This is a genomic window from Asaia sp. VD9, assembly GCF_037150015.1.
GTDB lineage: Bacteria > Pseudomonadota > Alphaproteobacteria > Acetobacterales > Acetobacteraceae > Asaia.
On record NZ_JBBCQM010000009.1, the window covers coordinates 120,101 to 145,848 of the forward strand.

16 protein-coding genes are annotated in these 25,748 nt (G+C 59.4%); 6 read left to right on the forward strand and 10 right to left on the reverse strand.

What is annotated here, in order from left to right; translation table 11 throughout:
- Positions 1–36: 36 nt before the first annotated feature.
- The 7 genes from WFJ47_RS12035 to WFJ47_RS12065 form a co-directional block, all read right to left on the reverse strand.
- The gene (locus WFJ47_RS12035) at positions 37–1,560 is read right to left on the reverse strand and encodes a sugar porter family MFS transporter (RefSeq protein ID WP_127103436.1); all 1,524 of its coding nucleotides are present in this window, start codon (positions 1,558–1,560) and stop codon (positions 37–39) included.
- Between the two features lie 325 nt (positions 1,561–1,885).
- The gene (locus WFJ47_RS12040; RefSeq protein WP_127103437.1) at positions 1,886–2,668 is read right to left on the reverse strand and encodes an L-iditol 2-dehydrogenase; all 783 of its coding nucleotides are present in this window, start codon (positions 2,666–2,668) and stop codon (positions 1,886–1,888) included.
- 27 nt (positions 2,669–2,695) lie between these two features.
- On the reverse strand, positions 2,696–3,946 hold the full coding sequence (locus WFJ47_RS12045) for a D-tagatose-bisphosphate aldolase, class II, non-catalytic subunit (protein WP_336763284.1): 1,251 nt from the start codon (positions 3,944–3,946) through the stop codon (positions 2,696–2,698).
- Positions 3,943–4,935, reverse strand: coding sequence for a sugar kinase (locus tag WFJ47_RS12050; RefSeq protein ID WP_336763286.1), 993 nt, complete (start codon positions 4,933–4,935; stop codon positions 3,943–3,945). Before WFJ47_RS12050 ends, WFJ47_RS12045 begins: the two co-directional genes overlap by 4 nt.
- 83 nt (positions 4,936–5,018) lie before the next feature.
- Positions 5,019–5,783 (reverse strand): DeoR/GlpR family DNA-binding transcription regulator, encoded by a 765-nt coding sequence (locus WFJ47_RS12055; protein WP_336763288.1) that lies wholly within the window; start codon positions 5,781–5,783, stop codon positions 5,019–5,021.
- Positions 5,784–5,908: 125 nt separating this feature from the next.
- Entirely contained in the window at positions 5,909–6,526 is a 618-nt protein-coding gene (locus WFJ47_RS12060; protein ID WP_336763290.1) for an NUDIX domain-containing protein, read from the reverse strand.
- Between the two features lie 119 nt (positions 6,527–6,645).
- A complete protein-coding gene (locus tag WFJ47_RS12065; RefSeq protein ID WP_336763292.1) occupies positions 6,646–7,239 on the reverse strand; it encodes a phosphate-starvation-inducible PsiE family protein in 594 nt (197 codons plus the stop codon).
- Between the two features lie 528 nt (positions 7,240–7,767).
- Between WFJ47_RS12065 and WFJ47_RS12070 the strand changes: the two genes are divergently transcribed.
- Both WFJ47_RS12070 and WFJ47_RS12075 read left to right on the forward strand, forming a co-directional pair.
- Complete coding sequence (locus tag WFJ47_RS12070; RefSeq protein WP_127103442.1) at positions 7,768–8,718, forward strand: bile acid:sodium symporter family protein; 951 nt, start codon at positions 7,768–7,770, stop codon at positions 8,716–8,718.
- Between the two features lie 212 nt (positions 8,719–8,930).
- Positions 8,931–10,106, forward strand: a complete 1,176-nt coding sequence (locus WFJ47_RS12075) for a mechanosensitive ion channel family protein (RefSeq protein ID WP_336763330.1) — start codon at positions 8,931–8,933, stop codon at positions 10,104–10,106.
- A gap of 245 nt (positions 10,107–10,351) precedes the next feature.
- Here WFJ47_RS12075 and WFJ47_RS12080 read toward each other — a convergent pair whose 3' ends face one another.
- The 3 genes from WFJ47_RS12080 to WFJ47_RS12090 all read right to left on the reverse strand — a co-directional run bounded on the left by WFJ47_RS12080 (position 10,352) and on the right by WFJ47_RS12090 (position 16,520).
- A complete protein-coding gene (locus tag WFJ47_RS12080) occupies positions 10,352–12,778 on the reverse strand; it encodes a DUF262 domain-containing protein (protein WP_336763295.1) in 2,427 nt (808 codons plus the stop codon).
- Positions 12,775–14,646, reverse strand: coding sequence for a DUF262 domain-containing protein (locus WFJ47_RS12085; protein WP_336763297.1), 1,872 nt, complete (start codon positions 14,644–14,646; stop codon positions 12,775–12,777). The genes WFJ47_RS12080 and WFJ47_RS12085 overlap by 4 nt, the downstream gene beginning before the upstream one ends.
- Before the next feature lie 191 nt (positions 14,647–14,837).
- Positions 14,838–16,520: a Na+/H+ antiporter gene (locus WFJ47_RS12090; protein ID WP_336763299.1), complete on the reverse strand. Its 1,683-nt coding sequence runs from the start codon at positions 16,518–16,520 to the stop codon at positions 14,838–14,840.
- A gap of 94 nt (positions 16,521–16,614) precedes the next feature.
- Between WFJ47_RS12090 and WFJ47_RS12095 the strand changes: the two genes are divergently transcribed.
- The 4 genes from WFJ47_RS12095 to WFJ47_RS12110 all read left to right on the forward strand — a co-directional run bounded on the left by WFJ47_RS12095 (position 16,615) and on the right by WFJ47_RS12110 (position 25,743).
- Positions 16,615–17,973: a DNA repair exonuclease gene (locus tag WFJ47_RS12095; RefSeq protein ID WP_336763301.1), complete on the forward strand. Its 1,359-nt coding sequence runs from the start codon at positions 16,615–16,617 to the stop codon at positions 17,971–17,973.
- Positions 17,970–21,401, forward strand: a complete 3,432-nt coding sequence (locus WFJ47_RS12100; protein WP_336763303.1) for an AAA family ATPase — start codon at positions 17,970–17,972, stop codon at positions 21,399–21,401. The genes WFJ47_RS12095 and WFJ47_RS12100 overlap by 4 nt, the downstream gene beginning before the upstream one ends.
- Before the next feature lie 10 nt (positions 21,402–21,411).
- Entirely contained in the window at positions 21,412–22,281 is an 870-nt protein-coding gene (locus tag WFJ47_RS12105) for an SDR family NAD(P)-dependent oxidoreductase (RefSeq protein ID WP_336763305.1), read from the forward strand.
- 126 nt (positions 22,282–22,407) lie between these two features.
- Entirely contained in the window at positions 22,408–25,743 is a 3,336-nt protein-coding gene (locus WFJ47_RS12110; protein WP_336763307.1) for an efflux RND transporter permease subunit, read from the forward strand.
- Positions 25,744–25,748: the final 5 nt, after the last annotated feature.

A 25,748-nucleotide genomic window follows, 5' to 3' on the forward strand; every position in this document is an offset into this window, starting at 1 on the left:
AGAATTTCTGCGCCGCGAGGAAAACCGGCCTGGCACTCAACTCTGCAGCGCGGTTTCCCGATCCTGGTGCGTGCGGGTCTGACGCGCGCTCATCTTGCGTATGGCGCGCGGCGTGAAGCTGCCAGCCCGGAGATTCCCTTCGATATCCTCAAGCGACAATCCTGCCGTTTCAGGCACGTAGCGATACACAAATAGAAAGGAGAGGAGATTGATTCCCGCATAGATCCACATGGTCGGCCCGATCCCCGCTGCCTGAACCAGGGTAAGCGCGGTGCCCGTTACCAGCAGATTGCTTCCCCAGAGCATAGCTGCGTGCAGCGCCGTGGCCATGCCACGCATACCCAGAGGGAAAAGCTCAGCGCCCAGCAGCCAGCCACAGATCTGGATACCGCCTGAATTGAACATCATGAACAGCAGCAGGAAAGCGACCGTCGCAAGCGCGCCTACCCCCTGATGGCTACCGGACATGAAGCTCAGCCCGAGCCCGATCAGGCTGAGAACGGAGCCGGGGATCATGATCAGCATCAGGCGTCGGCGACCGATACGATCCACCAGAAAACACCCGGCCAGCGTGACGACCGCATATACCAGCGCTACCCCCACACTGGCCAGAAGGGCGGCATTCTTGCCAAAGCCCGCATCGGACAGGAAGGTAGGAGAGTAGTAGATCATCATTTCCAGGCCGCCGCACTGGGTGAAAAAGGCTACGCCAAGCGCCGCCACCAGAGCCGGACGTGCCCAGGGCTGCCGGATGCCCGCCCAGCCGGAATCCGCCTTGTCTGTCGATTGCCTGATCCGGTCGATCTGGGTCAGTTCCTGGTGAATATCGAGCCGCGTGCGCCGCACACGCTCAAGAATGCGGGCTGCCGCCACAAGACCGCGTTTCTCGGCCACCCAACGCGGGCTCGCAGGCATGAACAGCATGATGACGAAAACAAGACCGGCAGGCACCGCTGCCACGCTGACCATGCGCCGCCACGACCAGACATCGTGATAATAATACCCGACGATATTGGCCAGGACGATACCAATACCGATCGCCACGTTGAACGTCGTCACCAGCGTGCCGCGATAACGACTGGGCGAGAGTTCCGAGATATACATCGGCACGACCTGGGTCGATCCGCCCACAGCGATACCAAGTAGGAAACGCGCGGCAATCAGGCTGCCCACGCTTGGCGCAACCGAACAGAGAATGGCTCCGGTCGCGAACAGGAACAAGACGATCAGCACGGTCTTCTTGCGCCCGAACCGCTCGGAAGCCCAGCTGGTCATCAACGCCCCGGCAACCGCACCGGCCAGAATGGAGGCGGTCACGATTTCCTGCTGGGTATGGGACAAACCGAATTCGCGCGTCATGAGCAAAAGGGCGCCGGAAATCACCCCCGTATCATAGCCGTATAACCCGCCGCAAACCGCCGCCGCGAAGGACGCCATGGCGAGTATCAGCCACGAATGCCGCATGGGGGAAGCTTCGGCCACAATCGTCTCGATGGACTCCTGTGCTCCCCTCGGTGCCCCTCCGTTCTGACGGATGGCGGAGTGCTCACGTTCATTCATGTTTTTCCCCTTCTTCAGGCAAGGCGGGATCGGCGACGCCCCGGTGGGAACCCGGTGGCGAAGGCGCAGGACGGCCCTCTCCGCCCTGTGATGCGGCGGAAAAGACGGCGTTTCGATTTATGAGGCGCGAGGGCGGGCAGTCAGCATCTCCCCGCCCCTGTCAGGGCGATCCCGTCAACGAAGCCGGAACGAGATCCTGAACGCCCGCGCATGGCGGCGCTGTCACGGAGGCCTCTTCATTCAGGCGCTCCGATGAGGGAAGTTCGAAAGCGCCTCCGATCGAACAGGCGCTTTCTTGACCCCCTGATGCGCTGGGCCCTGAGGCTCAGCTCATCCAGTTACCGCCATCGATGTTGTAGGTTTGCGAGACGATGTAATCCGCATCCTTCGAGGCGAGGAAGACGGCCAGACCGCCGATTTCATCAGGGCGGGCCATGCGCCCGAAGGGCACGGAGGCACCGACGATACGCTTCTTTTCACCCAGAGGCAGATTCTCGTACTGCGCGAAGCGACGATCCACATCGTCCCAATGCTCATTATCGACCACGCCAGGCGCGATGGCATTGACGTTGATGCCGTGTTTGATCAGATCGAGACCGGTGCTCTGGGTGAGAGAAATTACCGCAGCCTTGGAGGCGCAATAGATACCAACCAATGGCTCGCCACGGCGTCCTGCCTGCGAGGCGAAATTGATGATCTTGCCACCTTGGCCTTGGGCAATCATCTGACGCGCCACGGCCTGAAGAGTGAACAGCAGCCCCTCGACATTGACGGCAAACACGCGGTGATAGCTCTCACGCGTGATCTCGACCGTAGGGGCCAGATCGAACAGCCCGGCATTATTGACCAGAATATCGATCTGCCCATAGCGCGTGATGATTGCAGCCAGGGCCGCGTCGATGGAGGCCTGCTGCGTCACATCGAGCTTTACGCCCATATGCGCCTCACCGAGGGAAGCTGCCGCGCTGGTGGCGCCAGCCTCGTTCAGATCGCCGATCACGACCTTGGCGCCTTCCTGCGCATAGCGCTCGGCAATGGCGCGCCCGATACCGCGCGCGGCACCGGTGATCAGGGCAACACGGTTCTGCAGAGGTTTATTGGTGCTCATCTGTTATGTATCCCGTTGCCGTGAGGGTCACAGCGTTTCATAGCGATCCAGGACATCCCGGACCGACTGCAGCAGAAGGGTTTTCGGATCGGCGGCCAGCGCGCCTGATTTGACCCGCTCGAACAGGCGCGGGAGGTACTGGCTGATCATCGTCTCGGGCAAGGCAACCCCGTCCAGAGACTGCATGAGCGCCGTGACGGCCTTTTCGGCCTCAGCCACGGGCCAGTAATAGCGAATGCGATCGCTATAGCTGAAATGGCGCAGGATACGCTGCGTACGCAGGTCGCCCGGATAATGACTCTGCCAGTTCCCGGGCGATTGCAGCATGACCTGTTCCATCACCGCGACCAGAGAGACAGATTCGGGTTCAAGAAAACAGCGTATCGCATCGAGCCCATACAGAGCCTCGCGCAGAGCAAAACTCAGTTCAGGCCCGACCTTGAGGATACGAAACCCATCCCGGCGCAACTGGGCAAGGGCCTCTCCCGGCTGGTAGTCGGTCGAATGCGCCTCAAAGACCAGTCCCGGCAGGTCGCCCAGCGTCGCAACCAGCGCACGGGCAGCCTGAGGCGCATAGACCGCCACATCCTCGTGGCCAAACTCGACACCGGGCTGGACCACAATCCCGATGACCCGTGACCAGGCATCGGGCAACGCAGCCCTGAACGCCTTTTCATGCACATGATAGGTGGCGCGCACGGCATCGGGTGTGGTGGGCACGACATGATCCAATGCCTCGGTTGCGCCACCGGGTGTCGGGATCTCGGTACCGATCACATAAACGGCCTGACCCGGCGCCACGCTCTCGGCCCTTCGCGCCAAGGTCACTGCACGCTCGGCCACGATGGGATCAGAAAGATGAGCAGGCTCGCCCTTGCACCCCATGCTGGCGTCCAGATGCAGCTTCACGAAGCCTGCTTCGGCGAAGGACGCGATCATGTCCGAGGCTTTCTGCATGGCCTCATCGGCCGAGAGCGATTTCCAGGGATTGGGGCCGAGATGATCGCCCCCCAGAATGATTCGTGCGCGATCGAATCCGACACGGTCGGCAATGGCGAACACGTAATCGCGGAAATCGGCCGGGGTCATACCCGTATAGCCACCCTCCTGATTGACCTGATTGCAGGTCGCCTCGATCAGAACGGGTTGCTGGCGCGCAGCCCCGTGGAGCAAGGCCGCCTCGATCACCAGAGGGTGAGCCGAACAGACCGAAATCAGAGCGTCCGTTCCGCCCTTGTCATGGCGCGCGCGCAGGGATGTGAGAAATTCGGATGTCATGCAGGGATTCCTGTTTTCTGCGCCGCGATCAGGGCATCGAGCTCGGCAAAGCTCGATGTCCCTTCCATCGGACCGAATACCGAAACGGCGCGCGCGCCAGAGGCACAGGCGTAAAGCAATGAGTCCTCGCGTGTCTTGCCCGAGAGCCTGCAGGTCACATAGGTCGCACCGAAACAATCTCCTGCACCGGTGGGATCGCACTCCTCGACGGCAAAGGCGTCGTGATGCACCGTCTTGTCGGCGCAAAAGCAGCTCGCGCCCTCATGGCCTTTCTTGAGCACAATCTCGGACACGCCCATGTCAAGAATCTCGCGAATGGCTTCGTCCTGACTGGTGCCACTGCTGAACAAAAGCAGCTCCGGCCCGCTGGGGAGGAAGATATCGCATTCCTGAAGCATCAGCTCGAGCGCCGCGCGCATATCGGGAATGTCGAGCATTTCCTTGCGGATATTCGGATCGAAGGAGATCGTGCCGCCCTGTGCCTTGACCTGATGCACTGCGGTCGTCACCGCATCAATGATCGGGAAGGAAAAGAGTGACGAACCCATGATATGCAGATGGGTGGCGCGCTTGAGCAGGGCGCGCGACGTTTCATGCAGCCCCACCTGCGAACAGGCAGATTGGCGGATATTATAGACAAAATCCCGGCTGCCATCGGGGCGATAGCGCACGAAGGCCGAGCCCGTCGAATAGGAATCGACGCTGAGAATGGCAGATACATCCACCTTGTCGCGCTTCAGACGCTCGATATTCAGCGCGCCGAAATCATCGCGACCGACTGCGGAGATGATCCCGCAATCGACACCGAGACGAGCGACCTGATCGATGAAAATGGCTGGCGCACCGGAGGGATACGGTCCCTTGAGCGCCATGGGTTCGAGGAAACCCACCCCCTGCGTCTGGGCCATGATCTCGACCACGATCTCACCGATCGTAACGATGCAGCGGGGTGAATCGGCGGTCTGATCCATCAGAAAACTGGATGCCATGATCGGTAATCCATCAGGTAAGAATCAAGGAAAGAAAGGCCGGGTTAAGGCGCGATCGAGAACTGGACGGGGTATCGTCCCTCTCATTCCGGTGGCGCAGGCGGCTCGGCAAAAACGGTCCAGTCCTGACACAGGACAGCGCCATCGGGCGGCATGCCGCCATGCAGGACCGACATGGTGTTGCGCCACTCCATCACACGCCCATCCTCGTCGACACGGTCCAGACGGTCGGTCAGCAGATAGACCTGCTTTGCACGATACAGGGCGGTCTCAAGGCAGTTTCCCGTCTGGTCGAGACAGGTGAAGCCCGTCTTGCCGATCTGACAGGCAGAAATGACGGCCAGATCGATATCGTAGAATGACAGGGCATGATCAGCGGCCGGGCTGAGCATGGGGTAACCGAGCCGGTCATACTCCCCCCCGAGAAGCGACACGGCAGCATCGCTCGTCCGGCACGCCAGGTGATAGGTCTCGAAACTATTGACGACGAAGCGCAGGTTCTCGGCTGTCGCATGAACCGGCACGAAGGAGGCCGCCTGGCTATTATCCAGAAACACGCATTGCCCCGGTTTGAGCCTGAAGGCCACGGCTCGGGCCAGGGCCCGCGCCTCGAACAGGGTCGGACTTTCATCGAGCGGCGCATTGACTGCGTAATCATGCGCGGGCTGCGCGCCGCCATTGGTGCGGATGACGAGATTCTGACTTTGCAAATAAGCGAGGTCGGATCTTATGGTGACCATGGAGACATCAAACTGCTCCGCCAGCGCCTCCGTACGCAGGAACCCTGCCCGCCTGACGGCATCGATAATGCCCAGACGCCGTTTCAGGGTCGCACTGTTGACACCCATGGACATCGAGAGAGAACTTTCAAAACGAAAATATGTCTTTCGTTTTGTAAGATGATTCTTACTGCGCTGTCATCCCCGCAGGTGAGGGATCACAGCCTTGTGTTAGAGTTCGAACAGGGAAGCGTTCAGGCCCGGTCAAACAGATTTTTGAGTGCTGCGTGCTGGAGCAGCATGATCGTCTTGGCATCAACGATGTGCCCATCATCGATCATGGCCAATGCCTCATCGAAATCGAGTTCGAGCACCTCGATTTCCTCCCCCCCCTCCTGTAGCCCCCCTCCTGCGGCGCGACGCATGGATGAATCATAGGCCCCGATGAAGAAATGGATCCGCTCGGTCACCGATCCGGGGCTCATGTAATAGCAGCCGATATTGCGCACGGCGTCGATGGTGACGCCCATCTCCTCCTCGACCTCGCGTCTGATGGCTGCGGCAGGGTCATGGTCGTCGAGCATCCCGCCGCAGACCTCGATCAGATCCTCGCGATGTCCGCTGACATAGGCGGGCAGACGAAACTGCCGGGTCAGGAGGACCGTATGGGTCGCGGCGTTGATCAGCAAAATCGCCGCCCCGTGACCCCGGTCATAGGTTTCTCGGGTGAGTTGCTGTGCCACCCCATCACGCCGATGATAGGTCAGGGTGTATTTCGTCAGCACCCCCCAGTCATTGGCCAGAAGCCGGGTCTGTCCGATCGTCACACGCTCGGGTTCTCCCGGGGAGCCCGGGCTTTTCTCGTCGGTCATCCTGGCCTCGCCGCGGGCATGGTCTGATTCATGGCCGGGGTGCGCTTCCCCGCCTCGTCAGGATCACCCTGCCACGCCCCCTCGGAACAGGACAGATATTCCGGACAGGATAACCCGTCTCAGACGGCGCCGGTGCTCGTATCCTGCCCACCCATCCCGGTCGTGCCTCTCGCAACGGTGTGATGTCCCGGTTCTGCATGGGAGGCACTTACAAAAGCCCCCTTGGGCAGAGAAGCACCCGGTGAGGCGACTTCCTGACCAGCGATATCGGCACCCGGCTTGCGGCTGCGCACCAGCCAGTAACAGATGCCCAGAGCCAGCACCGAGGCAGAGAGAGCCAGCACCTGCAGGACATCGACCGAACTCAGATCGAGCACAATGAATTTGCGTACGGTCGCCATCATGCCGATCAGCAGGACCGAGCGCATACGCACGAGACTATGCGAGGGCGTATCGGGCGCGACCAGAATGGAGTGCTTAAATTCGAGGGCAATCAGAACAGTAAAGCACAGGCCAAACAAGGATTGGAGCACAGCCGGGTTCGACGGGGTCAGTGTAGCCGTGCGGATCATGTCGAATACTGCGTATACAACGTGAACAAGCCCCAGCGCAGCCACGACCATGACGCAAAGCGTCAGGATCAGCATCGCGCATTCCTCAAACAAGTCGAAAAGGGAGGATACCTTGAAGAATCCGGGGAAGCTCTTGATCATGAAAACGCGCTATCTCGCTGGGTAAAGACTGCGTCCATTATAACGAAACCGTGAGGTCATATCAGCCCTCGGCATATTGGCTTTTCGTAATCTCGCGGCCTTCGTCTTCGCATTCATAGCCTGGTGAAATCAGCCGACCCGATATCAGCTCCTGCGCCTCTTTTCGTTGTCACTCCACGCGCCGCCGGTGCGCCTCTACCCGCGCGGTGGGTCGATCTGGTGAGGGGTCATACCCCCTGTATCTTCGTCTGTTGGCAATGGTGCCACGCAAAGGAAGGCCTGACGCACCGGCTGGCATCTACCCTCTCCTGTGAAACCTGAAGACGGGCCGTTCCTGGACCGGTTTAGGAAGAAGGCGTGGCAGACCAGACCGCATCATCGCGCACTATCCCGCCAGGGCGCACGGCCGCGTCCCGAAGGAAGAACCGCCCCTTATGTCGGTCGATTTCTTCGGCGACCTGTGGATTACAGGAGGCGTGTCGCACGCCCTCTTGCCAAATGGGGTGATTGCAGTGGAAATCCCTCCCCATGCGCAAACTCGACCCCTTCCTGCTCAGCCTGATCGCCGCCATCGCCCTGGCCACCTTCCTGCCCTGTTCGGGGCTGTGGGCCGATGTCTTTTCAAAGCTTACGACTTTCCTGATCGCGCTGATGTTTTTCCTGCAAGGGGCCCGTCTCAAGCCCGAAGCCGTTCTGGAGAGCGTGCGCGACTGGCGGCTTCAGGGCAGCGTGCTCACCTGCACGTTCCTGCTCTTTCCGCTACTGGGCCTCGCCCTGCGCGCCGCCGTCCCGGGATTGCTCAAACCGGATATGTGGCACGGCATTCTCTTTTTGTGCTGCCTGCCCTCCACGGTTCAGAGTTCGATTGCCCTGACCTCCATCGCGAGAGGCAATGTCCCGGCCTCGATCTGCGCGGCCACATTATCCAACCTGATCGGCATTCTGGCCACGCCCATTCTGGTGGGGCTTATCGTGCAGAAGGGCAATATCTGGTCGGCCCACGCCATTCTCGATATCGCCACCCAGCTTCTGCTGCCCTTCGGTGTGGGGCAATTGCTGCATAAGCGTCTTGGCGCCTGGGCGCATCGCAACAAGAAACTGCTCTCCCTGAGCGACCGAGGCTCCATCGTGCTCGTGGTTTACACCGCCTTCAGCCATGCTGTGGTGGAGGGAATCTGGCACCGCGTTTCCGTGCCCGATCTGGCGCTCATGGCAGGGCTCGATATCGTACTGCTGGGCCTTGTTCTGGTGCTGTCGCGTCTGCTGGGCCGCGTGCTTGGCTTCTCGGAAGAGAGCAGCATTTCGCTCATGCTCTGCGGGTCGAAGAAATCACTCGCCACAGGCGTTCCGATGGCCAATATCCTCTTCCCGGTCTCGGTGGTCGGAACCGTGGTACTGCCACTCATGATGTATCATCAGATCCAGCTTTTCGTGTGCACCCTTCTGGCCCGACGTCTGGCGGCACGACCAGAAGCCTGATCACACCACACCAAAAGATCACGGGCGCTTTCGAGAGCCTATTCGGGCTCGGGCCCGTTCCTTACCGCTCTTTCATGGGAAACGCAGGCAGCATCAGGGGTTAACCCTGTTATGCAACGGTTTTGTTCCATCACGTCAAAGTGATAGCAGAGCCCCCTGTCATCCGGAGAGACGAAGGAAAACCCGTGATCAAGCAAGACTATGTGCACTCCATGTCGCGGCTTCTCGCCTGGTTCGACTGGCTTCCCCCCGCAATGGCCTCAGCGCTTTTGCTGGTGGCCGCTGCGCTCATTGCCCTGCTTTTCAGCCGACTGATCACCGAGGCCCTGCCACGCCTTCCGGGGCTTAGGCGCATTGCGTTCATTCATGAAACGATCGGGCGGCTGCAGAACCATGTGCGTCTGCTGCTGATGATCGTGGCCGCCAGTGCCGCCCTGCCCGCCACGACCGGCTTTGCGCCGACCACCATCCAGTTTCTGGCGCATTTTTTCGCCTTCGCCGTGATCATCACCATCGGTTTCGGGCTGATCAGGGCGTTTCGTTTCGGGACGGATAAATATCTCGACCGCATCGCCAATCGCGAACATGTCGATGACATCACGGTACGGTCGCACCAGACCCAGATCCGTATCCTGCGCCGTCTGATCGAGATCACCTGCGGGGTGATCACGGTCGGAGCGGCCCTGATGGTGTTCGAATCCGTACGGCAATACGGGGTATCGCTCTTTGCCTCGGCAGGCGCGGCCTCTCTCGTTGTCGGTCTTTCCGCACGGCCCGCCTTGTCCAACCTCATTGCCGGCATCCAGATTGCGATTACCCAGCCAATCCGCATGGAGGACATGCTGATCCTCAATGGTGACTGGGCCTATGTGGAGGAGATCAATGCCACCTATGTGGTGCTGCGCACCTGGGACCGCCGACGCTATATCGTGCCTATCGCCTATTTTCTCGAAAATCCGTTCCAGAACTGGACCCATAGCTCACCGTCGCTCATTGGCTCGCTCTTTCTCTGGCTCGACTATCAGACGCCCGTGGATGAGGTGCGTCGTATTTTCCATGAAGAGCTCGAAAAATCCGCCAATTGGGATCGAGACATGAGTTCTGTCGGATGCCAGGTTGCTGACAGTAACGCTCAGGTGATTTCCATCCGACTGATCGCGGGAGCCGCCGATGCCAATGGCATGTGGAATCTGTGCTGCGACCTGCGTGAGCGCATGCTCAAGCGTCTGCGTGAAGAGCTTCCGCAATCCCTGCCACGCGGCCGCACCGCCATTGTCCCCGGCGCCAGCGACGAACCGGCCTGGCCGGACTCTCTGGTCTCCCCGCCGGTCAATCGTCCAATGGCCGGAGGGCAGTATACCGGCCCTGATATCCGGTCGCGGGGGTGAAACTGTCCTCCGAGTGATCGGGCCGACCGACACCTTCAGCGAGCCAGGCGAAACGCCGATTTTCATAGGGCCAAGGTAGCCCTTAGCATTTTCTGCCCAAGTAAGCTGGCGACTCAGCGTCGAAGCAACTTCACGTCATAGGGACCGGTGCCGGGAGAGGTCGTTCCCGGCGCGAGCGTAACTCTGTCCCCCACGTCAGGAGGGGGCCCCTGACCCTTGGTGAAACAAATCGGGCGACGCCGGGCTCACGCTTGAAGCGATGAGCGTTCAGCGATCTGTGGGCGCCAGAACGGCACCAACAAATGCTGCATCCTTCTATCCAGACTGTTGATCACTGCCATGACGCTGTCAGGATCAGTCGTCTTGAACCATCCCAGAACCTCCTGATCGTGCCATTCAAACCCTTCAGCCTTCAATTCTGCCTCTGCATCAGAACTCGGTAGCAGCCTTGAGCAATCGAGCCGGAATTCCCATCTGCCATGTGCACCAGAGAAACTCACCCGAAATTTGATCTGGGGACCATCCTCGACAGTCTTCGATAACAGAATATGCGGGTAGTCCTCTGCCGTCGGCATATCGACGCGCTCAACACGAAAAAAAGAGAGAGCCGCTTCATTATTACGCAGCTCCTCGTGCAGAGAATAGACAAACAACTCCGTATGACGGCCATTCATCTGGGTAGTCTTGAGAAGATAGACGTTCCCGCCCTCAAATCGCAGCATTCTCCTGGTAACATAAGTATAGACTCCGGGAGTACGGATGATTGCAGCCCGCCAAGCATCAATCGGAGCAGGATCTGCGATGATCTGGTCCAGCTTCTCCAGACAAGATTCTGGATGACCAATTTTATCCCAAAGCGCCTTCAGAACGAGCGCGTGCTCATCCCCTCTCGCCGCATCGTATAAGAGTTGTTTCCAACTGCCCGCTTCATCGCGTTGTGTGACGAGCAAAGATCGATTGCGGCCAACAGGGCGCAGGAAATTACCCAAGGTAAGCAGAGCGCGCTCCCATCTACGCCCGGCGTCTTCAGAGGATTTAAGCAGATCATCCATCATCTGCTTGGCACAGGCGAGATAGCGCTCGAAAGGCACAACCAACGCCTGCACAGCTTGAGCATCGAGACGCGCGATCTCATCGTCGATACGATCCAGATCGATACCGCAGAAGCGAAGCAGGAAACCAATCTGCCCGCGGAAGTAGTCATATTCCTCCGCAAGGGCTATCCTCTGAGACCAGCCTTCGCCTTGGAGGATGAGATGCGCCTTGATGCGCTCCTCTGCACATTGGAGTCTGTTAAATCGACCACTGATCTCTCCCCCTTCTGCACTCACAAGGTATTCGTGGACATTGTCCATATAAGCCGCAAAATTCTGCAAACCGTTCAGACTGCGCCGCAAATCATCCGAGCCAGCATACTCGGTGTTTTCCGCCAAATTCGTGATGACGCGCATCCATGCGGAGAAGCCTTCGCCTGAGACATGCTCCTCAGCGCGTACAAGATACTGCGTATAAGCTGCCAGCTGAAGAAACTGCACATAGGTGAGTTCCTTCGGCTTCCGGATCATGTTCTGAAAAAGCTCTGCCTCATCAAGATGACGCTTCTCCCTAACAGTGAGGCGGAAGGGCTCATCATGGTGCGAACTCCAATGCTCGAGCAGAGTCATGGTAGCTGTTATAAGAGCTCGATCGAGCCATCCACGCCGATGAAACCAGTCATATCCATTTGCCTCCGTACCGCGACGCAGATCCGTCAGATCCTGATCTGTTGTAGCCGCGTCCAGGGGCCGAGTGATCACAATGAGAGCACGCAACAGGTTCATTGCTGCTTCGTCAGATGATATATTCTTCTGCTCGCTGCCCCGAGATTTCCACAGAAAGTCGGACCAGGCGTTATCGATCCTGTCGGCGAAGAAGCTGGCAACAGGGCGTCCCTTGCACACAGCCGGGAGCATCACGCCATCGAACAACTCCTCCAGATCCTTCTCGAGTCTCGCCTTCAGGGTCTCGAAAGGCGTAAGAGACTTCCCTCGGGCGTTCATTTTGATGTACAGGTCGTCGGACAGGCCAAATCCTTCGAGTTCGAGCAGTTGAAACGTGACTAATGGTTGGGAGTCATCGATCAGACGCTCATAGAGGCCACTTTTACCGGCGAAACGCAGATGAAGGCTGTCCAGCATTGACAGTGCGGCGCATACAGTCGGGTCAAGTCGCCAATTGCGGAAATACCAGGGCTGGTCCCTGATGATCTCGCTGAGAGAATGGCCATCTGGCGTTTCCACTTGAGGGAAATTCGTTGCCAAGGCGTTGAAGAATGCATGACTGCTAGGCCGCACCTCATATCTGAAAAGCGAGCGCCCTTTGTCCGTGAAACACGCGCGGAAATGATCCTCGGCGCGATCCCGCCATGCGAGATACCAGTGCAACAGGAATAGCGTCGTCAGTCTTTGTTGCCCATCCAGAGGCTGGAAGACCCCATTCACTATGCTGCCATAGACGAAATCGAGATCGAGAGGGCGAGCCTCTGTAGCTGTCAGAGCCTCGCAGAGTACCTCCAGAAATCCGTCCCGGACGAGGGAATGACGATCACTTCCCTGTACATAATCTCGTTGAATTATGGGAATCTCGACTTGCTTTACGCGAGCCATAAGCTGACTGAAACTGGACCTGGTCATGATGCGGGGAGTTCCAGTCTCTCGAAGAATGCACTCAGGGTCTCAACGATCCGATCACGATACGCCTGCGCGTCATTAGCAGACCACAACAATACCCCCCCGGCTTCTCGGCTATAGGCTTTGAGAAATACGTTGCGCGTGCAAAGAGGGACAAAAATTCCCGATTTGTCATGCTGCAGAAGAGTATGACGTTTAACAGCAAACACCGCGTTCTTGTAACTTCTGTTGGTCGCGCTATCCAGCAATGTGAGATTGCCCAGCCCATGATCAGGCGGGGTATTCTCCTCACGGAAATACCTCAAAAGATCACGGTCGATCCGTTCGAAATCTTCAGGAAGTTTTGGTCTGGAATCCTGTCTGGCCTCAAGGTAGAGCGTGATCCGGTCAGAAAGCCTCCGCGCCTCTTCCGCCTCTGTTGGCTTCCTGTCTTCTGCCTCATCACCCTCGTTTTGAGTGCTACCGGCGACTCCCCGTAGATAGACGAGGCATTGTCTCAACCATCCATCCTGCTCGCGGGTCGTGACTGGGCGGCTATCGCTGACCGATCTGATATGCTCTATATCCCAATGCTCCCGCTTGAAGCTGTCGAATTGGAACCGGATATTCGACCGCGCATCCTCAAGCAGGGTTGTCAGATTGAACAGTAGAAGCACATCCCTGATTTTCCCTGAGTGCCTTCCATAATGGATCCTGTCGCACTCTTCCCTGATCTCTTCTCTGACAACATTCCCTGATGTAGCCTTCAGGCCCCTGCCAAAAAGATGAACGAAGATCTGCCGGCCAATGAACTTGCCAAATTCCCGTTTGGATAAATCCTGACTTTTCCGTATAAGCGCCTTCATCACGTTTGTATTACGACCGCCGCCATAGTTCAGCATAAATCCTATAGTGTGGAAAAGTGTTCGATTTTCGAACCATTCCTGTAAAGACAGAAATACAGATCGCGCATAATCCCACTCATATTCTGCCCCATTTCTTTTGATACACTCAGAGAAATAATCGAATATAGGACAAGGCGAGCCGCTTTCTGTCTTATTCGCCAGCTGTGGCGCCATAGCGACAACCAATTGAAGGATCAAACCGATCCGAATTATGCCCTGGCCGCTCTCATTCTGCAGGAAATACCAGAAAGCGTCATCTTGTAGCCGTTTTTCGATCTGGTCCCACTCATTCGCAATCCTGAGCGATAACCCCCCTCTATGATCATCCTTTATGGCCCGGCGCAGGAAGAGCGCTCTCACCAATTCTGCCTCGGTGAGCGGAATTTTCCCGACATTGAGACGCGTAAACGCCGCAACGGCATCATCATCCTTCGCCAATTCATACCAGATCACACGAACGTTGCGGCTAGCCTCATCAGGATTCAGCAGATGCTGGATCAGCTTGAGATCGAGCAGACCGTCGCGCCTCTCAAACCATCGAGCAATTGCGTCCTTGGCTTGACAGATATGAAAGAAATCCGCGTTTTCGTTCCTTCTGTCAGTATCGATCTTATCCAGAAAAAAAGAAGTGTATCGCGTCTGGTACTCGATCATGAAGGGCTTTTTCCGCAGCGCTTCAAGCAATTCACGCTGAGATGACAACAAGAGAAACAGTGTTGTCAGGCGCTGCTGCCCATCCACGACCTCGACACGGCCGTCAGACATCCTGCGAACCACCAAAGGCTGGAGACAGTAGAAAGCCCCACGGTTATTGTCGTCGCTCTCTTGGACAAACTCCCATATATCATTGAGTAACTGCTCAACCTGATTCTCGGTCCATCGATACCCACGCTGGTAGGCAGGAATAAAATAGCGAGCAGGCTTCCCTTCGTCGTCATAAAGAAGACGATTTATTGGTCTCAATTCGATTGAGTGGTCGCTGCTCACGTCAAAACTCCAGATATTCATCGCTATTCTAATATAAAGCAGCATTCCATAGCAGAACAAAGAATGCGATTAGAGACGTCATCGTGGATGATCACGTCAGAAGCGCGGTATAATGCCAAATCCATCGCGAGCCTTCCCGCAACAGGCGAAAAACCTGAATACACCAGCACCTGACATGGCACCTGCCGGAGTCAGATATCCTTCGGCAAGCGCTGCACCCGGGCGCGAAGAAGCTGCTCTTCGAAATCCAGTTCCTGCTGCAATTCCCACTCGGTCTGATCATTGATCCCGCGTTCGACAAACAGGCGATGCAGGGTCTGACGCTGCGCCTTGAGCAGCAGAAACCGCGTTGCGAGTTCCAGACGTTCTCGCCTGCGGGAGAGCTGGCGGTTCATGAGTGAGGTCTGCGTCGTTTCATCGATCTGATACAGACGGTTCTCATAAATCTGTTCCAGCCTGTCGAGCACGTCGCGCTTCAGATCCTGCTCATGCGGCGTGCCTGACCCCGTTTCATGGGGGCGTGACTTTTCCTCTGCGAGAATGGCCAATGCCGTACGCAGCAGGCTCTGGCGCGCCATCATTTCCTCGGTGGCGTGGCGATCCATGCCGGATCTGGGCAGAAAGCGTACGAATAGCGGCATCAGAACGCCTGCGCCCACCAGAGACACCACAATCACCCCGGCTGCGATGGTGATCAGCAGATCCCGATAAGGGAAAGCCCCCATCTCGCTGCCCGCCGCAGGCAGGGAAAGGACCGCAGCCAGGGTGACAGCCCCGCGAGCTCCCGCGAAAGTCAGGAGCAGAGAGCTCAGAAAATCGGGCCAGACGAAGGGCGTAGCGCTCCATCGGGCCATCGCCCAGCGTCGCAGGATGGACAGCCAGATCCCCACAAAGCGCAGAAGCGTCATGATGAGATAGACCGCACCGACCAACCCCACGAGTTGCAGAAGGGATACCTCGCGTTCATGCGCCATCGTCATGCCGCCACGCAGCAAGGCGGGCAATTGCAGGCCAAGCAAAAGAAAGATCAGCGCATTGAAGATGTAATTGACCATTCCCCAGACCGTGGTCGCCTGAAGACGCGTGGCAGTGTTCGTCTCCTCGATCATCCCCATCATCTTGATGACCATACAGGCCGCCACAGAGGCCAGAATTCCCGAACAATGCACCCGTTCCGACACGATATAGGTCACAAAGGGCAGCAGGATCATGAGTGTGATCTGCAAGGGCGGATCATCAAAACCACGCCTGAGCAGGATACGGTTGAGCCGCGCCGCGCCATAGGCGATCGCCCCGCCAATCGCCATGCCACCAAACGCCACGAGCAGGAAATCATCGAAAGCCTGCCGGTAGGAAAACTCACCGGTGAGCGCGGCAGCCGTGGCGAAGCGAAAGCAGACCAGGCCCGAGGCATCATTGAACAGCGCCTCGCCAGACAGGACATGGATCATGCGTTCCGGCACACGCCGCCCGGCAAGCAGGCTTGAGACCGCTACCGTGTCGGTGGGCGAGAGCGCTGCCGCCAAAGCGAAGCAGCAAGGCAGATCCAGCGAAGGGATGAGCCAATGGATCGCGTATCCACAGAAGATCGTGCTGAAGACGACGAGCCCGAATGCGAGAAAGAAGATCGTCCCCCGCAACTCGTGGAACTCGCGTAGCGGCATGCGAAATGCATCGGCGAAAAGGAGCGGCGGCAGAAAGACCAGCATGAACAGATCGGGCCGGAGCCCGATGGTGACCCCGACGAGCGCTGCGAGAATGCCAAGGACGATCTGTATCAGCGGGAGGGGAATGCGCCCCTTGAGCAGTCGGGCCAGCAGGCTGCTGCCGGCGGCCATCAAGAGAAGAAAGAGAATGTTATCGGCGGGTATCATGGCGTTGGGACACCAGGCTCCTCAGACACGGCCCTGTGAAAACAGGTGACGTTCATCCGGCGCACAAGGCAGAAAATTGCGCTAGAAGGGGGCCATGACCTCCTTTCGCTTTCTGCACGCGGCCGATCTCCACCTGGATAGCCCACTCAGGGGGCTGACGCGGCATGACGATTTATCCATCGACCGTATTCGCTCTGCCTCACGCCGGGCGCTCGATCGTCTGGTGCAGACGGCCATCGATGAAAAGGTGGCCTTCGTGGTGATTGCGGGCGACCTCTATGACGGCAACTGGAAGACGATCAGCACAGGCCGCTATATGGCCTCGGCCCTGGGGCGCCTTTTGGCGCAGGGTATTCGTGTCTTCCTGCTTCAGGGCAATCACGATGCGGCCTCGGTCCTGACACGCGACCTTCCGCTCCCCGCAGGTATCGACCGTTTCCCGTCGCAGAAGCCGGGCAGTTTCCTGCTGGACGATCTGGGGGTCGCCCTGCACGGGCAGAGCTTCGCGAACCGTCACGTACCCCAGGACATGACATCGTCCTACCCGTCGCCGGTGCCGGACTATTTCAATATCGGCGTGCTGCACACCTCGCTCTCCGGGCATGGCCAGCACGAGACCTACGCCCCCTGCACCGTGGAAGGGCTCCGCGCCAGGAACTATGATTACTGGGCCCTTGGCCATGTCCATGAGCGCATGATCCTGCGTGACGGCACACCCATCGTCTATCCCGGCGTGCTTCAGGGGCGACATATCCATGAAACGGGGGAAAAAGGCGTCATTCTCGTATCCGTAAGGGACAGGGTAATCGACTCCATTACACCCGTACCCTGTGATGTCGTGCGCTGGCACCAGGCGCATCAGGACTGCAGCGGCCTTGAAACCGAGGCCGCGCTTCATGACCGGATCGCAGCGCTTTTTCGTCAGATCGCGCAGGAACAGGAAGGCCATCTCTGTGTGACGCGCCTGACGCTCGTGGGTGAGACCGTCCTTCATGATCGTTTTTCACGACAAGGGCCCTCGCTGCGTGAAGCGGTTCAGCATCTGGCAACGCTGAGCGGCGGCGATATCGAGCTCGAAAAACTCGTTGTCGCGACCACCCTACCGGGCAAGAGCGCGAAGGAAGCCCCCTCCCTGCCGGATGCAGGAAGCGAGAATTTCTCCTTGGGGCCACTGCTGCAGGAGGCGAGCCGGGACGAAGATTTTCTGGTATCGCTCGGGAGCGATCTCGATCTCTGCCTCAAGACGCTCAATCTGGGCGAAATCGCCCCGGACTCCCTCCTCGCACGCATAAACGACCGGGACTGGGGCGCGATTTTGCCCGAATTGACCGGGAGACTCGGCGCGAGGCTCGGCCCAGAACCGCCTGCGCAGTCTCAGATCCCGCCAGTTCCTGTTTCGACACCCCAACGCCGGAATACGTCTGCGCCGGGGGCTGAGGGAGAAGCGCCATGAGATTCGCCTCTCTCAACCTCATACGCTACGGCGGCTTTTCCGAGCGTTCTTATGTATTCGACTCCTCATCGCAGGATCTGCAGCTTTTCCACGGCGCGAATGAAGCCGGTAAATCGACCACGCTCTCGGCTGTTGGCGATCTGCTCTACGGCTTTCCGAACCTCAAGGCACAGGATTGGCGCTTCGATGCCGCTCAACTGCGCGTCGGTGCCTGTGTCGAACAGGACGGTGAGCAGTTGAGCATGATCCGCAAGCGTGGACGTAGCCAGACGCTTTTGGCTGAGGATGACGCGACCCCTCTTGATGAGAACCGCCTGCTGCGCTGGTTGGGCGGGGTGGATCGCGCCGCCTTCGAGCGCATGTGGAGTCTCGATCATCAGCGCCTGCGCCTGGGGGGCGAGTCCATGGCGCGGTTCGAAGGCGATCTGGGCCAGCAATTACTGGCTGCGGGGTTCGGGCTGGAAAATGTCCAGACCGTGCTTGATGCGCTTGAGGCAGAGGCTGGAGCGCTCTGGAAAAAGAACGGCCGCGGTACGCGGCTGAATGATCTGCGCAATCGTCTGGCCGATGCACGCTCCCGCCTGACAAAGGCCGAGAAAGAACGCGATGACTGGGCGCGCCTGACGGGTGAGGCGCGAGCACTGGAAGAGCAGAACGGCGCTGTCGAGGACGCTCTTGCAACCATGCTCGGCGAACGTGCCCGATTGGAGCGTCTCAGGCGTATTCGCAATGATCTTTTGCGGCTAGGCGGGCTCGATGAAACGCTTGCTTCACGCCCCGCTCTACGTTTCACCGTTGACGAACAGAATCGTTTTTCGGCCTTCCTGAGAAACTGGACTGAAGCTGGCCAGAAGGTGGCTGAAGCCGAGCGTTTCCACGAGGGATTGCTGGCCCTGCGCGCCGGATGTCAGCCCGATCTGGCGCTTCTTGCGCAGCAGGAGGCGATTCTCGCCTTCAGGGCCCGCTTTGACGCCCTAGCGAGCAGCCGGAACGAGCAGGATGACGTGGCCGCCCTCGATACGCTCCAGGCCCGCCTTCTGGCAGCGGGGCAGGAGGGCAACCCCCAAGACATTCTCGCCCGCCTTCCCGGCGAGACGCTTCTGGCGCGTCTGCTGCCGCTTGCCCAGGAACATGCCGCGCTGAGCCAGCGCGAAGCCGCGTGGCGCCGCGATGACGAAGCGGCGAGAGAAAGACTCGCCGTTGCAGAAGCCCGGATAGGGTCGAACGAGACGCTGCCCCTGCGGCCGCTCCAGGTTGCGCTGCAACAGGCCGAGGCACTGGGCGATCTGGATGCAAGCCTCATCGCTCTCGAGCGCAGAATCGCTGAGGCCGAGCGTCATGAAGCGCAAACCCTGCGTGATTTGCTTCCCTGGAAGGGTGATGCCGAGGCCCTCGGGACCATGGCTGTCCCCGATCAGGACTTCCTTTCGGAGCGTCGCGATACCTGGCGCGTGCGCGAAAAGGAACTGGCCGACACGGAAATCGAGCGACGCACCCTATCCGAGGAGGCGGAACGCCTCGCCCTGGACAAGGCGCAGCTCGAACAACGCGACGTCGTATCGCGAGCCGCACTCGATCAGGCGCGCATGGAACGCGATCGCCTCTTCGCACAGTGTTTCGCATCGTCCGAGATGCATCTTGCATCAGAAGAGGCTCGAGAAATCTTCCTTCAGGCGCAGCACCATGCCGATCATCTTTCAGACCGCAGGTACGAGGCGGCTGAAGACTCTGCCCGCCTGACGCAGATCGATCTGGCGCTTGAACGCAATGCCCTGCGTTGCACACAGACTCAGGCACGCCTCGCCGGGCTGGCCTCTGCCCATCAGGCGGCAATGCAGGAATTCGCGGTCGAGCAGACACGCCGCGGCCTTCCAGTGCTTTCCCCAGATCGCCTGCCGTCCTGGCTGACCCTGCGGCAACAGGCACTGGACGCCGCCTGTGCCCTCGCAGGCCTGCGTGACGAGCATGCAAGAATGCGCGCTCGTCGTGAAACGGCCATTGCCGCCCTTGGCGCGCTTACGCAGAATGGGACGCCAGCCCCGAAGGCATTCAGCCCGAATCTGGCCGAGACGCTGATCGAAGCGAGAGAGCGCCTGCGCGAGAGAGAACAGCAGGCCGAACGATTGGCCGAACGGGCCCAGGAGCTCGAACTGGCGCGGCGCAGTGTCGAGGCCGAGCATCGCAAGGGGGCGTCGATCGCCGCCACACGAGCGATCCTCCAGGAAAGCTGGAGCACGCTCCTGCCCGAAACGCCGATCTGGTCGCCCGAAGCCGTGCAAGACCTGCGTCAGAACCGGCGTGACGCCGCAGCCCTTCAGTCAGGGCGCGACACCCTGTTCACGCGGCGCGAGGCGCTTGCGACACTCGACAAGGAATTTCGGGACTTCACGGCCCTGCTGGGCAAGGCAGAGTCACTCGCCCCTCTGCCTTGCCCGCAGGCTCTGGCAGGTCTGGTCGACGCCCTCATCAGGGCGCGCAGTGATAAGGATCAGGCCGACCAGCAGGATGCGCGCCTGAAGGAAAGTGCCGCAGCGCAGGATCGGGCTCGGAACGCCCTCAATGACGCCACGGCGCTTTTTGCCCCCTATGCGGCCCGGCTGGGGTTCGACGAGATCGACAGCATGAGAGTCGCGCTTGAGGCAGAAATGGCCCATCAGCGCACGCTTGACGAAAGGAAAAGGCTCGAGCGCCAGATCCTCGAACAGGCTGATGGCCTCTCGCTCGATGCCCTCCAGGAACAGGCACGCGCCATGGAACCGGCTGCGCTCGATGCGCGCCTCGCCGCGCTCGATGCCGAACAAAAGACACTGGAACAGCAGCGCAACACGGCGCTGCAGCGTGGGGGAGAGATCCGCCAGTCCCTCCATGATATCGAAAAGGCGGAGGGCGCGCTCGAAGCGGCCTTCGACATCGAATCCTGCCGTGTCGAGATGGCCGAGGCAGCCGAGCATTGGGCCGAGGCGCGTATCCAGACGCTCCTCCTGAACCACGTGGCGCGCCGTCAGCGTCTCGAGAATACCAATCCCCTCCTGCAGGCAGCAGAAGCACTTTTCACATCTCTGACCTGCGGCCGGTATCAGAAGCTGGTGATCGCAGATGATGGCAAGGGGCCTGAACTCGCAGCGCTCACGGAAGCCGCCCTGTCCCAGGACGAGAAATTCATCCGCCCCGCTGCCATGAGCGAAGGAACGCGCGACCAGCTATTCCTCAGCCTGCGCCTGGCTGCGCTCGAACAGGCCCGTGCGCGGGGCGTGACCCTGCCGTTCCTCGCCGATGATCTGTTCATCACTTTCGACGAACAACGCGCCGAAGCGGGTTTTGCCACGCTCTCCCGAATTGCGTCGCGTCATCAGGTCCTTTTTTTCACCCATCACGCCCATCTTGCTGATCTTGCCGAGAAATTTGGTGCCGCGAGACACAGCGTATAAAGTTCGATTCATGAATTATCAGACGATCTTCATCACCGGTGCGGCCTCAGGTCTTGGCCGTGCTCTAGCTCTGGCGCTCTCGGGACCGGGGCGTCATCTCTATCTGGCCGATTGCAATGCCACAGGACTTGAGGCGACGCGCGCCGGATGCCACGAAAAGGGCGCGACGGCGCGCACCACATGTCTGGACGTGACCGATCAGGAGGCCATGACGCGCTGGTGTACCCAGGACGCCGACAGGGCGATCGATCTTCTGCTGGCTTGCGCCGGGGTAACGGGCGGGGTCGATGCCCTCGATAAGGAACAGGCCGCTTTTGAGAGCCCTGAGCAGATACGGCGCATGATGGCGGTCAATCTGGATGGCGCACTCAATGCCATCCTGCCGGTCATGGAACGCATGCGTAGCCAACCGCTTCAAAAGTCGGGACGGCTTTCACGCCACAGGGGGCAGATCTGCGCCATCGCCTCGGTGGCAGGGCTTGTTTCCTATCCTGGCACGCCCTCCTACTCAGCCTCCAAAGCCGCACTCGACCGGTTTCTGGTAGCGAGCGGCGCCTATAGCCGTCGGGCGGGAATCCATCTCTCGAGCGTATGTTGCAGCTTCGTCGCCACGCCCATGGTGGCTCAGAACCGTTTCCCGATGCCCGGCCTGATGAATGTCGAGGATGCGACCGCTCATATTTTGCGCGGCCTCGTGCGCCGCAAGAGACGGATCATCTGTCCGTCGTGGCTGGTGCTGGGCTCGCGCTTCATGGATGTGCTGCCCATACGTCTTGCAGAATTCTATTACACACGCCAGCCGACAGGCCGCCCCGGTTCCATGCCGGGTGTGGACACACCCGGCTGCAAGGATCAACCTGAGCAGGCTTCCCGCACCTGACCCTGTGCGGCCTCGTAGGGTCATATGCGCGCCAGGGGCGATGCGATTGTGACAAGATGACGAAAAGATAATCGCCGCGCTTTTCGGTGCGCAGTATTTCGACGAAATCTTTGCTATGAAGTCGAAATGAATTTCTGTCGTCTCTTCATCATGCGTCCCGTGGCGACGATTCTGCTCGCCCTCTCGCTGCTTGCGGCAGGGGCAATCTGCTACCCGCTCATGCCTGTCGCCAGCCTGCCCGATATCGGCTCCTCGACCATCAATGTCGAGATCGAACAGCCAGGCGCGAGCCCGGAGCAGATGGTCAGTTCCGTCACTACGCCGCTGGAGCGCTATCTCGGCCAGATTGCCGGGGTGAAGCAGATCGAATCAGACAGCGAAAACAGCTTTGCCTATATCCGCATCGACTTCGTGGAATCGCGGAATATCGATGGGGCCCTCCGCGACGTCCAGGCGGCGCTCCGGGCGGCGCGGGCCGACCTGCCCCAGGGAACACTCGACCGCGATCCCTATGCCTATAAGGAAGATCCCACCTCACAACCGGTCTATCTGCTGTCTTTGACCTCGGATGTGATGACGCTCCCCAAGCTGTTCGATCTGGCACAGGTCCGGGTCAAGCCGCTCCTGGCACAGATCAAAGGCGTGGGCCACGTCCAGGCCGTAGGGTCCTCGGACCCCGCCGTACGCGTGGATGTCAATCCGTACGCCCTCTACAAATGGGGTGTGGGCTTTGAAGACGTGCGCCAGGCGCTCGCCTCGGCCAATGCCAACACGCCCAAGGGGTTCATCGACTCCGGCGGCCAGCGCATGATGCTCGAGACAAATGACCAGGCCGAAAAGGCGGCGCAATACCGCGACCTGATCATTGGCTATCGCAACAATATCAATCCTATCAAACTGTCCTCTGTCGCCACGGTGAATGACAGCGTTCAGGATCTGTATCAGGCCGGGTATTTCAACAACAAGCCTGCGATCACCCTCATCGTGCGGGGCCAGCCCAAGGCCAATACGGTCAAGATCGTCGATGCCGTTAAGGAACGCATGGCCACGCTTCGGGCCGTCCTGCCCCCCGGTGTGGAGATGGATACAGCCATCGACCTTTCATCGAGCATACGCGCCTCGATGGACGACACGCAGCTCACTCTGGCTATCTCGATCATTCTGGTGATCGGCGTCATTCTGGTCTTCCTGCGCCGCCTGCGCTCGACCATCATCCCCGCCGTGACGGTGCCCATCGCGCTCGTGGGTACCATTGCCGTCATGAAATGGCAGCATTTCACCCTCGATATCATGTCGCTCATGGCACTCACCATTTCGGTCGGTTTCGTGGTGGACGATGCCATCGTGGTGCTCGAGAACATTGCCCGACACATGGAGTCGGGCATGGACCGCATGAGCGCCAGCCTGCGCGGCTCCTCCGAAATCGGCTTTACGGTGCTCTCCATCACCGCCTCGCTGATCGCCGTGTTCATCCCCCTCCTGTTCATCCCCGGGCAGGTCGGGGCGATCTTTTACGAATTTTCGATGACCATCGTGTCGGCGCTGCTCATTTCGCTCGTGCTCTCGCTCACCCTCACCCCCATGATGTGCGCCTACTGGCTGGATGTGGAACATGAGAAGCCGGAGGGTCATCGGCTGAGCGACCGGGTCATTCGCGTGATCGATTTCGTACTCGACGGGATCATCGCGCTCTACGGACGTACGCTGCGCGTCGCCCTGCGCCATCACGTCCTGACCTTTCTCACGCTGCCGCTCAGCTTCATCGTCCTGGTGGCCTCGATCGTACTCATGCCCAAGACAGGGGTGCCGGCACAGGATATCGCGCTCGTCGGCGGGTCGATCAGCGGTGACGACACCATGTCGTTCAGCGAAATCACCAGGCGCATCCACTATGTTGGTGCGGTGATGAAGGCCGATCCCGATGTGCTCTCGGTCACGAGCTGGAACAACAGCAGCAGTGACGGCCAGCTTTTTGCCCGTCTGAGCGACAAGCGCAGCAGAACACGCACCGATAACCAGATCGTGGACAGCATTCGCAAGAAGCTGGGCGACATGCCGGGGCTGCGTACCTCCTTCTTTTCGGCAGGCGACCCCAATGGCGGGGGTGGCCAGCATCGCAGTGGCGCCTTCCGCTATGTGCTGCGAGATCAGGATGTCGCCGAGCTCAAGCTCTGGGTGCCGCGTCTGGTAGCGCGTCTGCGCAAAGAGAAGATGATGACCTCGGTCACGACCAATATCGAAGGTCATGGTGCCTCGGTCCATGTCAAGCTTCGCCGCGATACCGAGGCACGCTATCTGGTTACCCCGCAGCTCGTCGGCAATGTGCTCTATGACGCCTATGGCCAGACCGTGGCGTCACGCATCCATACCGAGATCACGACCCATTCCGTGGTCATGGAAGTTGCCCGCGCCTATCGCGAATCACCGGAGGTCCTGCGCAACACCTGGATCTCCACCGCCTCGGGCACACCGGCTGGCGCCGTGCGGTCCAATCAGATTCGTGTACGGGCCGATAACAACGCCACCGCCTCTACCGCCACCCAGCTCAGTCAGGCCTCGCTCCGAAACGCTATTGCCAACCAGATCACGGGCAATAACTCAAACGGCTCGGCCGTGGCGTCCTCGGTCGAGACCATGATTCCGCTGATCAATGTAGCCGATCTGTCGATGGAGCCAACCCCGATGGAAATCGACCATCAGGATGGCATGACCTCCACCGCCATCAGCTTCGATCTCGTCGAGGGCAAGACCTATGAGGATGCCCGCAAGCTGATCGAGCAGACGCTGCAGGACATGGGCGCGCCGCCCGGTCTGGGAGGCGAGTTCTCCGGGCTGGCCGGTGAGACGAAGGATATGCTCATCAATGAGCTTCTTGCTTTCGTGGCGGCCCTGTTTGCCATGTATATCGTGCTGGGCGTGCTCTATGAGAGTCTGATCCATCCCTTCACCATTCTCTCCACACTGCCCTCGGCCGGGATCGGCGCCATTCTGGGCCTGTGGATCGGCGGAGAGTCCTTCAGTCTCATTGCCATGATCGGCATGATCCTGCTCACCGGCATCGTGAAGAAGAACGCGATTCTGATGATCGATTTCGCGCTCTATGCCGAGAAAGAGCTGGGCCATACACCGCGCGAAGCCATCTATGAGGCCTGCCTCACGCGCTTCCGGCCCATTCTCATGACCACCCTGGCTGCGGCGCTAGGGGCCGTACCACTCATGACCGGTCACGGTTATGGCTCAGAGATGCGTCGCCCGTTGGGTATCGCGATCGTGGGAGGGATGCTCATCAGCCAGCTGCTCACGCTCTATACGACCCCAATCGTCTATCTCTATATGGATGCCATTGGCCGCTTCGGCACGCGACTCTGGCACCGGGTCTTCCCCATGCGCCAGCCGGACCGTACCGGTACGCACCCCAACTCTCCCCCTTCGGGCTCCGCGCCCCTGACGACCCAATCTTAAGGCCG